This window comes from Weizmannia agrestimuris (assembly GCF_943193165.1).
GTDB classification, from domain to species: domain Bacteria; phylum Bacillota; class Bacilli; order Bacillales; family Bacillaceae_C; genus Weizmannia; species Weizmannia faecalis.
On record NZ_CALPDC010000010.1, the window covers coordinates 40519 to 56261 of the forward strand.

Annotated in this window: 13 protein-coding genes; all 13 read right to left on the reverse strand. The window is 47.6% G+C overall.

What is annotated here, in order from left to right; genetic code table 11:
* Window positions 1-21: 21 nt before the first annotated feature.
* The 13 genes from rplW to rplL all read right to left on the reverse strand — a co-directional run bounded on the left by rplW (window position 22) and on the right by rplL (window position 15699).
* Window positions 22-306, reverse strand: a complete 285-nt coding sequence (gene rplW / locus NFR98_RS06385; protein ID WP_026684117.1) for a 50S ribosomal protein L23 — start codon at window positions 304-306, stop codon at window positions 22-24.
* Window positions 306-929, reverse strand: a complete 624-nt coding sequence (gene rplD, locus NFR98_RS06390) for a 50S ribosomal protein L4 (protein WP_014096499.1) — start codon at window positions 927-929, stop codon at window positions 306-308. The genes rplW and rplD overlap by 1 nt, the downstream gene beginning before the upstream one ends.
* Before the next feature lie 24 nt (window positions 930-953).
* On the reverse strand, window positions 954-1583 hold the full coding sequence (gene rplC / locus NFR98_RS06395; RefSeq protein ID WP_017551220.1) for a 50S ribosomal protein L3: 630 nt from the start codon (window positions 1581-1583) through the stop codon (window positions 954-956).
* Window positions 1584-1620: 37 nt separating this feature from the next.
* A complete protein-coding gene (gene rpsJ / locus NFR98_RS06400; protein ID WP_013858078.1) occupies window positions 1621-1929 on the reverse strand; it encodes a 30S ribosomal protein S10 in 309 nt (102 codons plus the stop codon).
* A gap of 320 nt (window positions 1930-2249) precedes the next feature.
* Complete coding sequence (tuf, locus tag NFR98_RS06405; RefSeq protein WP_014096502.1) at window positions 2250-3437, reverse strand: elongation factor Tu; 1188 nt, start codon at window positions 3435-3437, stop codon at window positions 2250-2252.
* A 124-nt stretch (window positions 3438-3561) separates the two neighbouring features.
* Window positions 3562-5640 carry an elongation factor G gene (gene fusA, locus NFR98_RS06410; protein ID WP_026684118.1) on the reverse strand — a complete coding sequence of 693 codons (2079 nt, stop codon included), beginning with the start codon at window positions 5638-5640 and terminating at the stop codon, window positions 3562-3564.
* A 49-nt stretch (window positions 5641-5689) separates the two neighbouring features.
* The gene (gene rpsG, locus NFR98_RS06415) at window positions 5690-6160 is read right to left on the reverse strand and encodes a 30S ribosomal protein S7 (protein WP_013858074.1); all 471 of its coding nucleotides are present in this window, start codon (window positions 6158-6160) and stop codon (window positions 5690-5692) included.
* Window positions 6161-6196: 36 nt separating this feature from the next.
* Window positions 6197-6616 carry a 30S ribosomal protein S12 gene (gene rpsL / locus NFR98_RS06420; protein ID WP_014096504.1) on the reverse strand — a complete coding sequence of 140 codons (420 nt, stop codon included), beginning with the start codon at window positions 6614-6616 and terminating at the stop codon, window positions 6197-6199.
* Window positions 6617-6712: 96 nt separating this feature from the next.
* The gene (locus tag NFR98_RS06425) at window positions 6713-6961 is read right to left on the reverse strand and encodes a 50S ribosomal protein L7ae-like protein (RefSeq protein ID WP_014096505.1); all 249 of its coding nucleotides are present in this window, start codon (window positions 6959-6961) and stop codon (window positions 6713-6715) included.
* 158 nt (window positions 6962-7119) lie between these two features.
* Window positions 7120-10713, reverse strand: a complete 3594-nt coding sequence (gene rpoC, locus NFR98_RS06430; RefSeq protein ID WP_035182958.1) for a DNA-directed RNA polymerase subunit beta' — start codon at window positions 10711-10713, stop codon at window positions 7120-7122.
* Between the two features lie 132 nt (window positions 10714-10845).
* The gene (gene rpoB / locus NFR98_RS06435; RefSeq protein ID WP_014096507.1) at window positions 10846-14406 is read right to left on the reverse strand and encodes a DNA-directed RNA polymerase subunit beta; all 3561 of its coding nucleotides are present in this window, start codon (window positions 14404-14406) and stop codon (window positions 10846-10848) included.
* A 236-nt stretch (window positions 14407-14642) separates the two neighbouring features.
* A complete protein-coding gene (locus tag NFR98_RS06440; RefSeq protein WP_014096508.1) occupies window positions 14643-15245 on the reverse strand; it encodes a class I SAM-dependent methyltransferase in 603 nt (200 codons plus the stop codon).
* Window positions 15246-15333: 88 nt separating this feature from the next.
* Window positions 15334-15699, reverse strand: a complete 366-nt coding sequence (rplL, locus tag NFR98_RS06445; RefSeq protein ID WP_014096509.1) for a 50S ribosomal protein L7/L12 — start codon at window positions 15697-15699, stop codon at window positions 15334-15336.
* Window positions 15700-15743: the final 44 nt, after the last annotated feature.

Consider the following 15743-nt stretch of genomic DNA (forward strand, 5'->3'; position numbering starts at 1 on the left):
TTCAAGTTTGATGGAACGTATTTAAACCTCAAAGATTTCAATTTCATTGCTGTCAGGTGTTAGCGTAACAACTGCTTTGCGGCGCTTGTTAGTATAGCCAGTATAACGGCCCATGCGTTTGAACTTGCCTTTGTAGTTCGCAACATTCACTTTCGCAACTTTGACGCCAAAAATTTCTTCCACAGCATCTTTGATTTCTGTTTTATTCGCTTTGACATCTACTTCAAATGTATATTTCTTATCTGCCGTCAATTCCATTGAACGTTCAGTAATCACGGGGCGCTTCAAAACATCACGTGCATCCATTAACCAAGCACCTCCCCTACTTTTTCAACAGCGGATTTTGTCATGATCAATTGATCATGGTTTACAACATCCAAAACATTTACGCCTGTTGCTTCAACAACCGTAATACCCGGAATGTTGCGTGCAGACAATACCACATTTTCGTTCAATCCGTCTGTGACAACAAGTGCTTTTTTATCCACGGACAAATTTTTCAGGACAGCAATAAAATCTTTTGTTTTTGGCGCATCAAAATTTAATGCGTCCAGAACCAAAATATTGTTTTCCCGTACTTTTGACGATAGAGCGGATTTAATCGCAAGACGGCGTACTTTTTTCGGCAGTTTGTAGCTGTAGCTGCGTGGAACAGGCCCGAAAACCGTACCGCCTCCGCGCCATTGCGGGGCACGAATCGATCCTTGGCGTGCGCGTCCTGTACCTTTTTGCCGCCATGGTTTACGTCCGCCGCCGCGTACTTCAGAACGGCCTTTTACTTTGTGAGTACCTTGGCGGAGCGATGCCCTCTGCATGATGATCGCTTCAAATAAAACATGTTCATTCGGTTCGATGCCGAATACAGCGTCGTTTAATTCCACTTCACCGACTTGGGAACCGTTTTGGTTGTATAGAGCTACTTTTGGCATTCCTGTTTCCTCCTTTCTTTACAATTATTTTGCTTTTACAGCTGCTTTAACTGTAACCAAAGCTTTTCTCGGACCAGGAACGTTACCTTTAATCAAAAGCAGATTGCGTTCTGCATCCACTTTGACGATTTGCAGATTTTGAACGGTAACCCGTTCTCCTCCCATGCGTCCAGGGAGTGCTTTTTGTTTGAAGACGCGGTTTGGCGCAATCGGACCCATTGAACCGGGACGGCGGTGGTAACGCGAACCGTGAGCCATAGGACCGCGGTGTTGTCCGTGGCGTTTAATGACGCCTTGGAATCCTTTTCCTTTTGTAACACCGGTAACATCTACAATGTCACCTTCTGCAAAAATATCTACTTTGACTTCTTGACCAACTTCAAAATCACTTGTGTTTACGCCGCTGAATTCGCGGATGAAGCGCTTAGGTGCCGTATTGGCTTTCGAAACATGCCCTGTTTCCGGTTTGTTTGCCAGGCGTTCCGGTTTGTCGGCAAATCCGAGCTGGATCGCTTCATAGCCGTCCGTTTCAACTGTTTTCTTTTGCAGCACAACGTTTGGTGTTGCTTCAATTACAGTGACAGGAATAAGATCGCCGTTCTCGGCAAAAACTTGGGTCATACCGATTTTTCTTCCTAAGATTCCTTTGGTCATCAGTCACACCTCCTGTTAAATATGTCATGTTTTATCATTAAAGTTTAATTTCAATGTCAACGCCGGATGGCAGATCCAACCGCATCAGTGAATCAACCGTTTGCGGGGTTGGATTTACGATATCAATCAAACGTTTGTGTGTACGCATTTCAAATTGTTCACGAGAATCTTTGTACTTGTGGACAGCACGCAGAATGGTGTAAACAGATTTCTCAGTCGGAAGCGGAATCGGTCCGGAGACGTTTGCACCTGATCGTTTTGCTGTTTCTACAATTTTCTCTGCAGACTGATCCAGAATTCTGTGATCGTATGCTTTTAATCGAATGCGAATTTTTTGTTTTGCCATTATTTTCCCTCCTTTTTCGCCTATTTGCTAATAGACATTCTCCATGGAAATTTTCCTGGCCCACGCGCCATGGCAAAGCGGCCGGGTGTGCCAGCAACCTCCCACTTCATCGCAGTCAAAGACCAACATAAAAAATTATACACAAAAACCGGGTGTAATGCAACATAAACTTTGATATACTGCTGATTTCAGCAACTTTTTTTATTATACAGGCCTTGTGGCGCAACATCAAGTTTTGGAAAATATTGCTGCAACCCGGACTCGTAAGCATGGAAAAAGCCCGGCCGGGATAACCTGGCCGGGCTTTTTTTAATAACCGATTAAGCTTCGATAGCGGAAACAGAACCGGCGCCAACTGTACGGCCGCCTTCACGGATCGAGAATTTTGTTCCTTCTTCGATCGCGATAGGGGCAATCAATTCAACGCTCATTTCAACGTTATCACCAGGCATAACCATTTCAACGCCTTCAGGCAGCGTAATAATGCCGGTAACATCCGTTGTACGGAAGTAGAATTGCGGACGGTAGTTAGAGAAGAAAGGAGTGTGACGTCCGCCTTCTTCTTTCGTTAATACGTAAACTTGTGCTTTAAATTTTGTATGCGGTGTAATAGAACCCGGTTTCGCCAAAACTTGACCACGTTGGACTTCTTCACGTGCAATCCCGCGGAGAAGTGCACCGATGTTGTCGCCTGCTTCAGCATAGTCGAGCAGTTTGCGGAACATTTCAACGCCGGTAACCGTTGTTTGTTTCGGTTCGTCGTTCAAACCGATGATTTCAACAACATCGCCAACTTTCAATTGACCGCGTTCTACACGACCGGTTGCAACTGTACCACGGCCGGTGATGGAGAATACGTCTTCAACCGGCATCATGAACGGTTTGTCTGTGTCACGTTGCGGAGTCGGGATGTATTCGTCAACAGCATCCATCAATTCAAGGATTTTTGCTTCGTATTCAGGGTCGCCTTCAAGAGCTTTCAAAGCAGAACCTTTGATAACCGGCACTTCATCGCCAGGGAAGTCGTATTCAGAAAGAAGGTCACGAACTTCCATTTCAACAAGTTCAAGCAATTCTTCGTCGTCCACCATGTCGCATTTGTTCAGGAATACAACGATGTAAGGCACACCAACTTGGCGGGACAAAAGGATGTGTTCACGTGTTTGCGGCATTGGGCCGTCAGCAGCGGATACAACCAGAATCGCACCGTCCATTTGTGCAGCACCCGTGATCATGTTTTTCACATAGTCAGCGTGTCCAGGGCAGTCAACGTGTGCGTAGTGGCGTTTTTCCGTTTCATATTCAACGTGTGCAGTGTTGATGGTAATACCACGTTCGCGTTCTTCCGGAGCACCGTCAATTTGGTCATATGCCCTTGCTTCTGCTTTCCCTTGTTTTGCAAGAACAGCAGTAATTGCAGCAGTCAAAGTCGTTTTACCATGGTCAACGTGACCGATTGTTCCAATGTTACAGTGTTCTTTAGAACGGTCAAATTTTTGTTTAGCCATCAGGAAATCCTCCTTAATATTTTGGATTGAGTAAGTATATGGATGCTTTAAAGCTGAAAGGACAGCTTTAAAGCGCTTTGAACCAATCTAGTAAAGTTATACTTCATTGAAGGCAAGAAATCAATTATTCGCCTTTATTTTTTTTGATGATCTCTTCCGCAATAGACTTCGGCACTTCTTCATAATGATCAAATGTCATAGTGAAGACACCGCGTCCTTGCGTGCTGGAACGAAGTGCTGTTGCGTAACCGAACATTTCGGACAATGGAACCATAGCACGGACAACCTGGGCATTTCCGCGTGCTTCCATTCCTTCTACACGACCGCGGCGGGCTGTAACTTGTCCCATGATGTCGCCGAGATATTCTTCCGGAATGACGATTTCCACTTTCATCACAGGTTCGAGCAGGACCGGATCACATTTGGATGCTGCATTCCTTAATGCAAGGGAAGCAGCCACTTTAAACGCCATTTCACTCGAGTCAACATCGTGGTAAGAACCGTCATACAGTTTTGCCTTAATGTCAACGAGCGGATAACCGGCAATTACACCGCGCTGCATGGCATCTTCAAGACCGGATTGAATCGCCGGAATGTATTCGCGCGGAACGACACCGCCGACAATCGCATTTTCAAACTCAAAGCCTTTTCCTTCTTCGTTTGGTGAAAATTCAATCCACACATCCCCGTATTGCCCGCGGCCGCCAGACTGGCGTACGAACTTACCTTGGACTTGTGCCGATTTGCGGAATGTTTCACGATATGCAACTTGTGGCGCACCGATATTGGCTTCGACTTTAAATTCGCGTTTCATCCGGTCGACGATGATATCGAGGTGAAGCTCACCCATTCCTTCGATGATCGTTTGTCCTGTTTCCGGATCCGTATGGGCACGGAAAGTCGGGTCTTCTTCCTGCAGTTTTTGCAGCGCAGTCGTCATTTTATCCTGGTCGGCCTTCGATTTTGGTTCAACCGACAGCTGGATAACCGGTTCTGGAAATTCCATCGATTCAAGGATGACCGGATTGTTATCGTCGCAAAGCGTGTCGCCTGTTGTCGTGTCTTTTAAACCGACAGCAGCAGCAATATCTCCGGCATAAACCTTGTCAATTTCTTTCCGGTGGTTTGCGTGCATCTGCAAAATACGCCCGATGCGTTCGCGTTTGTCCTTTGTCGAGTTTTTGACATAAGAACCGGCGCTTAATGTACCTGAATAAACACGGAAGAATGTCAGTTTACCAACGAACGGGTCTGTCATGACTTTGAAGGCCAAAGCCGCAAATGGCTCATCATCGCTGGAATGCCTGAATACTTCTTCCCCTGTATCCGGAAGCGTCCCCTTGATGGAAGGAACATCCGTCGGCGCAGGCAAATAGTCAACAACCGCATCCAACATTAATTGGACACCTTTGTTTTTAAATGCCGAGCCGCACAGTACCGGGAAGAATTCAACATTACAGGTTGCTTTGCGGATCGCAGCTTTCAGTTCTTCTTTTGAAATCTCTTCTCCGCCAAGATATTTTTCCATAATATCTTCATCAACTTCAGCAACTGCTTCAAGCAGTTTTTCATGATATTCTTCCGCCTGGTCACGGTACTCATCCGGGATTTCGCGTACTTCAATTTTCGTGCCGAGATCATCACCGTAGAAAGTAGCGTTCATTTCAATAAGGTCAATGATCCCTACAAAGTTGTCTTCGGCACCGATCGGCAATTGGACCGGATGCGCATTTGCCTGCAGACGATCATGCAGGGTGCTGACAGAATATAAGAAATCAGCCCCGATTTTATCCATCTTATTGACGAATACAATCCGTGGTACACCGTAAGTCGTTGCCTGGCGCCAAACGGTTTCGGTCTGAGGCTCAACGCCGGACTGGGCATCGAGGACAGCAACCGCACCGTCAAGGACACGAAGGGAGCGTTCAACTTCAACGGTAAAGTCCACGTGTCCCGGGGTGTCAATGATGTTGATGCGGTGGTCATTCCATTGTGCTGTAGTAGCAGCGGAAGTAATCGTAATCCCGCGCTCCTGTTCCTGCTCCATCCAGTCCATTTGAGACGCACCTTCATGCGTTTCGCCGATTTTATGAATACGGCCGGTATAATAAAGGATGCGCTCGGTTGTTGTAGTTTTACCGGCATCGATATGCGCCATGATACCGATGTTACGAGTCTTTTCTAAGGAGAACTCTCTTGGCATCTCGTACTTTCTCCTTCCTTAATAGGTGTAATGTAGGAGTATCGGAATATTACCAGCGATAATGCGCGAACGCTCTGTTTGCTTCCGCCATTTTATGCGTATCTTCGCGTTTTTTCACGGCAGCGCCTGTATTGTTGGCCGCATCCATGATTTCGTTCGCCAGTCGTTCTTCCATTGTTTTTTCTCCGCGGAGGCGGGCATAATTGACCAGCCAGCGAAGCCCTAAAGTTGTCCGGCGTTCCGGGCGCACCTCAACCGGCACCTGATAGTTTGCACCGCCGACACGGCGAGCTCTTACTTCAAGTACAGGCATAATGTTTTTTAATGCCTGGTCAAAAACTTCCATTGGATCTTTGCCAGTGCGTTCACGAATAATATCAAAGGAAGAATACAGGATCGTCTGGGCTTTCCCTCTCTTGCCGTCGATCATCATTTTGTTGATTAAACGTGTGACCAGTTTCGAATTGTAAATCGGATCCGGTAATACGTCGCGTTTTGCGACAGGTCCTTTACGTGGCATAAATGATCCTCCTTTCAAGTATGGTTATCGTTCTTATTATTTCTTTTCTTTCGGTTTTTTCGTCCCGTATTTGGAACGGCCTTGTTTCCGGTTGTCAACACCGGCAGTGTCAAGTGCGCCGCGCACGATGTGGTAACGTACACCAGGCAGGTCTTTTACACGTCCACCGCGGATTAAAACAACGCTGTGTTCCTGCAGGTTATGGCCGATACCAGGGATATAAGCCGTTACTTCAATCCCGTTTGTTAAACGGACACGGGCATATTTACGAAGCGCCGAGTTCGGTTTCTTCGGCGTCATCGTCCCAACACGCGTACATACACCGCGTTTTTGGGGTGAAGAAAGATCGGTATTGATTTTTTTGAAACTGTTATAGCCTTTATTCAGCGCAGGTGACTTAGATTTCTCGATTTTTGATTTACGAGGTTTGCGCACCAATTGGTTAATAGTAGGCATCTGTTTTTCCTCCCTTCGAACAATTTAAGTCCACACATCCAGGTGGTTCATTTAATGGCAAAAACAAATTTTTGCGGTTTCTCCCGCAAAAAGTGTTTAATAAATAAGTGCAACAGCTGCAGCTCCGACTTCAATGCCGCACACTTTTCCAAGTTGTTTTTTCGACTCGGCATACGTAACCGGCACATTGAATTGTTCGGCAACGGAAATGACTTTGCCCGTAATATTCGGATCAGCATCTCTGGCAACGAGCAGTTCATCCACATTTCCGGACTTTATCGCTTTCGCTGTTTGTTTTGTCCCTACAACAATTCTTTTCGCCTGATTTACTTTTTCATAAGACATCGCAATATCCTCCAAAGTATACAGGTATTCATAGGAGCACCTTGAATATATTATCACTTTGAAAATCCAAAGTCAACATCCTGTGTAAAAAAGGCCATGGTTTTTTGCTAAAAAACAGAAAAAGGTGCAGCACCGGTTTTTGCCGGTGCTGCCGCCGATTATTCAGCCGGCACTTCTTCTTCCTTTTTCACCAGTTCAGGAACCGTTTTGCGGTAGCGGGTCATGCCCGTCCCTGCAGGAACAAGTTTCCCGATAATGACGTTTTCTTTCAAGCCGAGCAGTTCATCGCGTTTCCCTTTGATCGCCGCATCGGTTAACACGCGGGTCGTTTCCTGGAAGGAGGCTGCCGATAAGAACGAATCGGTTTCCAGGGAAGCTTTTGTAATCCCGAGCAGAACAGGACGGCCTGTTGCAGGGCGGTTGCCTTCCTTGAGCGCCTTTTCATTCGCTTCACCGAACTGATGGATATCAAGCAATGTTCCCGGCAGGACATCCGTATCGCCGGCATCGAGCACCCTTACTTTTCTCAGCATTTGGCGGACCATCACTTCAATATGTTTGTCGCCAATTTCCACCCCTTGCATCCGGTAAACTTTCTGTACTTCACGGAGCAAGTATTCCTGTACGGTTGTGACGTCCGTGACACGCAACAGGTCTTTCGGGTCAATGGAACCTTCCGTCAGTTCCTGCCCGCGCACGACGTGGTCATCTACCGCCACTTTCAAGCGGGAAGTATAAGGGGCTGTATAAGTGCGCGTTTCGACAGCGCCCTGAATGACAATTTCATATTGACGGTCGCGCCCTTCGCTGATGGAAGTGACAACACCTTCCACTTCGGAAATAACAGCCTGGCCTTTCGGGTTCCGAGCTTCAAACAATTCCTGAATACGCGGAAGACCTTGTGTAATGTCATCCCCGGCAACACCGCCTGTATGGAATGTACGCATCGTCAGCTGTGTACCAGGTTCGCCGATCGATTGGGCGGCAATAATCCCGACTGCTTCGCCGACTTCCACTTCTTGGCCGGTGGCAAGGTTGCGGCCGTAGCATTTTTTACATACACCATGGCGGGTGTTGCAAGTGAAGGCCGAACGGATCCAGACTTTTTCATAGCCGGCATCGACAATTTCTTTCGCGATATCTTCAGTAATAAAGCCGTTTTCCTCAATGATGACTTTGCCTGTTTCGGGATGCTTGATCGTTTTTCTTGAATAACGGCCGGTTAACCGTTCTTCAAGCGATTCAATGATTTCATTTCCTTCTTTCAACGCACTGATCAAAAGCCCGCGGTCTGTGCCACAGTCGTCTTCACGAATGATAACATCCTGCGCCACATCAACAAGCCGGCGTGTCAGATAACCCGAGTCTGCCGTCTTAAGGGCTGTATCAGCAAGGCCTTTACGGGCACCGTGTGTCGAAATAAAGTACTCTTGCACAGTTAAGCCTTCACGGAAGCTCGATTTAATCGGCAATTCAATAATCCGGCCGGCCGGGTTGGCCATCAAACCGCGCATACCGGCAAGCTGTGTAAAGTTCGACGCGTTACCCCGGGCCCCCGAGTCACTCATCATAAAAATCGGGTTCCGTTTATCGAGCGATTCCATCAGTTTGCCCTGGATCGTATCTTTAGCCCCGCTCCAGATCGAAATAACACGATCATAGCGTTCGTCTTCTGTAATTAAACCGCGGCGGAACTGTTTCATGACTGTATCGACTTTTTTCTGGGCATCCGAAAGAATTTTTTCTTTCTCGCCTAAAACGACGATATCCGCAACGCCAACGGTAATACCGGCTTTGGTCGAATAATGGAAGCCAAGATCTTTTAAGCGGTCGAGCATCTTGGATGTTTCCGTAATCTTGAACCGTTTGAACACCTCGGCAATGATGCTGCCAAGGAAGCCCTTTACAAACGGGCGGATTAACGGCTGTTCTTTAATATGCGCTTTTACGTCAATCGAAGGATCAACAAAGTATTTATCCGGCGTTTTTTCTTCAAGATTTGTTGTCGTCGGTTCATTAATATACGGGAAGCTCTCCGGCAAAATTTCATTGAAGATCACTTTCCCGACGGTGGTAATCAGCAGCTTCTTGTTTTGCTCTTCCGTAAACGTCGGATTGTTCAGCGATCCGGCATAAATGGCAATTCTCGTATGGAAATGCACGTAGCCGTTGTAATAAGCCGTGTACACTTCGTTTACATCTTTGAAGACAGATCCTTCACCGACTGCATCTTCACGTTCAAGCGTTAAGTAGTAGTTGCCAAGTACCATGTCCTGGGACGGGGTAACAACCGGTTTCCCGTCTTTCGGGTTCAAAATATTTTGTGCGGCAAGCATCAGCATGCGTGCTTCCGCCTGTGCTTCGGCGGATAACGGAACGTGAACCGCCATTTGGTCGCCGTCAAAGTCCGCGTTGTAAGCCGTACATACGAGCGGATGAAGACGGATCGCACGGCCTTCCACAAGCGTCGGTTCAAACGCCTGGATCCCGAGCCTGTGCAAAGTAGGCGCACGGTTCAACAGGACAGGGTGTTCTTTAATGACTTCTTCAAGGACATCCCAAATTTCAGGCTGCAAACGTTCAATTTTCCGTTTTGCACTTTTAATATTATGGGCGAGGCCTTTTTCAACCAGTTCTTTCATTACGAACGGCTTGAACAGTTCGATCGCCATTTCGCGCGGCAGGCCGCATTGATACATTTTCAGGTTCGGGCCGACAACAATAACGGAACGGCCGGAATAGTCAACCCGTTTCCCGAGCAGGTTTTGACGGAAACGACCCTGTTTCCCTTTCAGCATATGGGAAAGCGATTTTAACGGGCGGTTCCCCGGGCCGGTTACCGGACGTCCACGGCGGCCGTTGTCAATCAGAGCATCAACGGCTTCCTGCAGCATCCGTTTTTCATTTTGGACAATGATGCTTGGCGCGCCAAGATCAAGCAGGCGTTTCAGGCGGTTATTCCGGTTGATCACACGGCGGTACAGATCATTTAAGTCGGATGTCGCAAAGCGGCCGCCTTCCAGTTGTACCATTGGCCGCAGTTCAGGCGGAATGACCGGGAGAACGTCCAGCACCATCCATTCCGGTTTATTGCCGGAATTACGGAAAGCTTCCAGTACTTCAAGGCGTTTGATGGCGCGTGTACGGCGCTGCCCCTGGGCAACTTTCAGCTCTTCTTTCAGCATTTCGCATTCTTTGTTGACATCTACATCCTGGAGCAACTTTTTAATGGCTTCCGCACCCATGCCTGCCTGGAATTTATTGCCGTATTTTTCACGGTAAGCACGGTATTCTTTTTCGGAAAGAAGCTGTTTCTTTTCCAAAGAAGTGTCGCCTGCTTCCGTGACAACGTAAGATGCGAAGTAAATGACTTCTTCCAGGGCACGCGGGGACATGTCAAGGACAAGGCCCATGCGGCTTGGAATCCCTTTGAAGTACCAAATATGCGAAACAGGGGCGGCAAGTTCAATATGTCCCATTCTTTCCCGGCGCACTTTTGATCTTGTTACTTCCACGCCGCAGCGGTCACAAACCACGCCTTTGTAACGGACGCGTTTATATTTTCCGCAATGGCATTCCCAGTCTTTCGTCGGTCCGAAAATCCGTTCACAAAAAAGCCCGTCTTTTTCAGGTTTTAACGTCCGATAGTTGATTGTTTCCGGTTTTTTGACTTCACCGTACGACCAGGATCGGATTTTATCCGGTGAAGCAAGACCGATTTTCATGTACTCAAAATTATTTACATCCAGCAAGGGGCCAGCCTCCCTTTCGTCTTTAGGTTCATACCTTAAAACACACGCAGAAGAAACAGAAACAGAAGCCGGATTGTACGAAGGCATACAATCCGGGCAAAAGCCTCTGTTTGTTCCCAGCAACATAAACGATTAGTCTTTGGATGCCCCGATTCCTTCCGGTTCTTCTTTTGTCTCAGGCGCAATATTCAGCGTATCGGCCTGATTCAGGTCATCGTCGTCTTCGAGATCACGCATTTCAATTTCCTCGTCGTCGCCGGAAAGAATCTTCACGTCAAGTCCCAAACTTTGAAGTTCTTTAATCAGCACTTTGAACGATTCCGGGACACCCGGTTCAGGGACGTTTTCCCCTTTGACGATCGCTTCATAAGTTTTCACACGTCCGACAACATCGTCCGATTTAACGGTCAGGATTTCCTGGAGCGTATAGGCTGCGCCATAGGCTTCAAGCGCCCATACTTCCATTTCGCCAAACCGTTGGCCGCCGAACTGCGCTTTACCGCCGAGCGGCTGCTGGGTGACAAGCGAGTAAGGGCCTGTTGAGCGGGCATGCAGTTTATCATCAACCATGTGGGCGAGCTTGATCATATACATAATCCCGACAGACACACGGTTGTCGAAAGGCTCACCGGTGCGGCCGTCATAAAGAACCGTTTTTGCATCGCGTGCCATGCCGGCTTCTTCAATCGTTTCCCATACATCTTCTTCGCGCGCGCCGTCGAATACAGGCGTCGCCACGTGGAGGCCAAGTTTTTTGGCCGCCATGCCAAGGTGAAGTTCAAGCACCTGGCCGATATTCATCCGGGAAGGCACGCCGAGCGGGTTCAACATGATCTGGACAGGTGTACCATCCGGGAGGAAAGGCATATCTTCTTCCGGAAGAATCCGGGAGATAACCCCTTTGTTCCCGTGGCGCCCGGCCATTTTGTCGCCCTGGTGGATTTTCCGTTTCTGTACAATATAGACGCGGACAAGCTGGTTCACGCCAGGCGGGAGTTCATCCCCGGCTTCACGTGTAAACACTTTGACGTCGAGCACGATGCCGCCGCCGCCGTGCGGAACGCGAAGCGATGTATCCCTGACTTCGCGCGCTTTTTCACCGAAAATCGCGTGGAGCAGCCGTTCTTCCGCTGTCAGTTCCGTAACGCCTTTCGGGGTGACTTTTCCGACAAGCAAATCGCCGTCTTTTACTTCGGCACCGATCCGGACAATCCCACGTTCGTCAAGGTTTTTCAAAGCATCTTCCCCGACGTTCGGGATGTCACGGGTCATTTCTTCCGGCCCGAGTTTTGTATCGCGCGCTTCAGATTCGTATTCTTCAATATGGATAGAAGTATACACATCTTCTTTTACAAGTTTTTCGCTCATAATAATGGCATCTTCATAGTTATAGCCTTCCCATGTCATAAAAGCAACGAGCACGTTCTGGCCAAGGGCAAGTTCGCCGTGGTCCATTGACTGGCCATCCGCTAAAATTTCGCCTTTTACCACACGGTCGCCTTTTTTCACAATCGGGCGCTGGTTAATGCACATGCCATTGTTGGAACGTTTGAATTTTTGCAGGCGGTATTTGTCAAGGTCGCCTTTTACTTCCTGGCCATCGACATCGATGACGCGGCGCACCCAGATTTCCCTGGCTTCCACATGTTCGACAATACCGTCATGTTTGCAGATAAGTGCTGCGCCGGAGTCCTTCGCATTGACATATTCCATCCCGGTGCCGACAATCGGCGCTTGCGGGTTCATAAGCGGAACAGCCTGGCGCTGCATGTTTGCACCCATCAGGGCACGGTTCGAGTCGTCGTTTTCAAGGAACGGAATACATGCCGTTGCAGCCGATACAACCTGCTTCGGCGAAACGTCCATATAATCAACGCGGTCTGTTTTGACAACAATGTTTTCACCGCGGAAACGCGCATATACTTCATCGTCAACGAAAAAGCCGTTTTCATCCAGCTGTGCGTTCGCCTGTGCGACGACATAATTGTCTTCTTCATCAGCCGTTAAATAATCAATATGCTCCGTAACACGCCCTGTATCCGGATCAACCCTGCGGTAAGGCGTTTCAATAAAGCCAAAACGGTTCACTTTTGCATAGGTTGATAAAGAGTTAATCAAGCCGATGTTCGGGCCTTCAGGCGTTTCAATCGGGCACATGCGGCCGTAGTGGGAATAGTGCACGTCACGCACTTCCATCCCGGCGCGCTCACGGGTCAAACCGCCCGGGCCGAGTGCCGACAGCCGGCGTTTATGGGTCAGTTCCGCAAGCGGGTTTGTCTGGTCCATGAACTGGGACAGCTGCGAACTGCCGAAAAATTCTTTAATGGCCGCAATGACCGGACGGATATTGATCAGCTGCTGCGGCGTAATGGTGTTAATGTCCTGGATCGACATTCTTTCACGAACAACGCGTTCCATCCGGGAAAGACCGATACGGAACTGGTTTTGCAGCAATTCGCCGACAGACCGTAAACGGCGGTTACCGAGGTGGTCGATATCATCCGTATTGCCGACGCCATGCAGCAAATTAAAGAAGTAGCTAATGGAAGCCACAATATCCGCAGGTGTAATATGTTTAATGCTTTCATCAACATAAGCATTTCCGATTACATTGATGACTTTTTCGTTATCGTCAATCGGGGCATAAATTTTGATGGACTGCAAAGTAACATCATCATCAACAACGCCGCCAGTCTGGCTGTACGTTTCAAACTTCAGGCCTTTTTCGAGAAAAGGCACAATTTTATCAAGCGTACGCCGGTCTAAAACGGTTCCTTCCTCCGCAATGATTTCGCCGGTTTCAGGGTCTGCGATTGATTCAGCCAGCCGTTGCCCGAACAGCCGGAATTTCAGGTGAAGCTTTTTATTCATTTTGTAACGACCGACATTGGCCAGATCATAGCGTTTTGGATCAAAGAAACGCGAAATCAGCAGGCTTTTTGCATTTTCAACGGTCGGGGGTTCGCCCGGACGGAGGCGTTCATATATTTCAAGAAGCGCTTTTTCCGTGCTTTCAGTATTATCTTTTTCAAGCGTATTTCTTAAGTACTCATTATCACCGATCAGATCAATAATTTCCTGGTCAGAGCCGAAACCGAGCGCCCTGAGGAGAACCGTGATCGGCAGCTTTCTTGTGCGGTCGATGCGGACGTAGGCCACATCTTTCGCATCTGTTTCATATTCAAGCCAGGCGCCGCGGTTCGGAATGACCGTTGCGGTGTAGCCGTATTTCCCGTTTTTGTCCATTTTGCTGTTAAAATAAACACTAGGGGAACGGACAAGCTGGGATACAATAACACGTTCTGCGCCATTAATGATGAAAGTCCCCGTTTCGGTCATTAACGGGAAATCGCCCATGAACACGTCCTGGTCTTTTACTTCACCTGTTTCCTTATTGACAAGGCGCACCTTTACACGAAGCGGAGCAGCGTATGTTACATCGCGCTCTTTGCATTCGTCGATGGAATATTTCGGTTCGCCGAGGCTGTAGTCAATAAACTCCAGCGACAGGTTTCCGGCAAAATCCTCGATTGGAGAGATGTCCTGGAACATTTCACGCAAACCTTCGTCAAGGAACCATTGGTAAGATGCGGTTTGAATTTCGATAAGGTTTGGCAGCTCTAAAATTTCTTTGATGCGCGCGTAACTTCTGCGCTGGCGGTGCCGTCCATACTGAACTAGTTGATGTGACAACTGATTCACCCCTCAAATCAAGCGTTTTGTTTGCATCTTTCGTCAAACAACAATAAAGCTAAGGCAAAAAGAAAAAGGGTTTTTTATGAAAAAACCACATATCGCATGACGAGCTTATGATTTTATAAGTATTTTCCAATTCATCCAAAATATATACTTGACAAATATAGCTTAAATTGCATAAAGAACCTTAATCTATTGGCATTTTATGATTTTAACATATATGAAATCGGGAGTCAAATTTTTTTGGCTTTAAAAACAAAATATCCTTTTTCTTTTCCAACACAATCCACTTCATCAAATATGCTTTCTAATTTTTTCCTGGCAGAAGGGGCGCCCTGCTTTTTCCGGATGACCACCCAAAGTTCCCCGTTTTTTGCGAGATATTGGTAGCTTTCTTCAAAAATCCGGTGCACGATCTGCTTTCCGGCGCGGATCGGGGGATTCGTAGCAATCAGGGCAAACGGGCCGCTTTTCACATTTTCAAAAAGATTGCTTTCGTATATGGAAACATTTGAAATATGGTTCCGGGCAGCATTTTTCTCCGCCAGCTCGACCGCTCTTGTATTAATATCCACCATATGCACATGGCGGCCGGGAAAAGATGTTGCAAGTGCAAGGCCGATCGGTCCGTAACCGCAACCCATATCAAGGACCGGCCCTTCCGTTTCAGGCATGGTCACCAGATCAAGCAAAACGCGGGAGCCGAAGTCGACTTCTTTTTTTGAAAAAACCCCTTGGTCTGTTTGAAAATGAAAGGTATGGCCTCTCAATGTAAAGGTGAAATCTATCGGTTGATGCTTTGCTTCAGGGTTTTGCGAGTAGTAATGTTCAGCCATGAAAAGTCCCACTCTTTCTTGGAGGATTCAGGAAGAAGAGATGTTGAAAAAAGCCCGCCAAATGCGGGCTTTTGCTTTAAAAAGAGTCTTACTTCACTTCTACGCCGGCTCCAACTTCTTCAAGTTTCGCTTTAAGTTCTTCGGCTTCTTCTTTCGATACGCCTTCTTTAAGCGGTTTTGGAGCATTATCAACGAGTTCTTTTGCTTCTTTAAGGCCAAGGCCTGTGATTTCGCGGACAACTTTGATGACTTTGATTTTTTGTGCGCCTACTTCAGTCAGCACAACATCAAATTCCGTTTTTTCTGCAGCAGCTTCTCCGCCTGCAGCGCCGCCAGCAACAGCAACCGGTGCAGCAGCGGTTACGCCAAATTCTTCTTCAATGGCTTTCACAAGATCGTTCAATTCAAGCACTGTCATTTCTTTGACAGCAGAGATGATTTCTTCTTTCGTCATTTTCATATCCTCCTACAAGATATTTTTCAAAGTATATTCCGTAA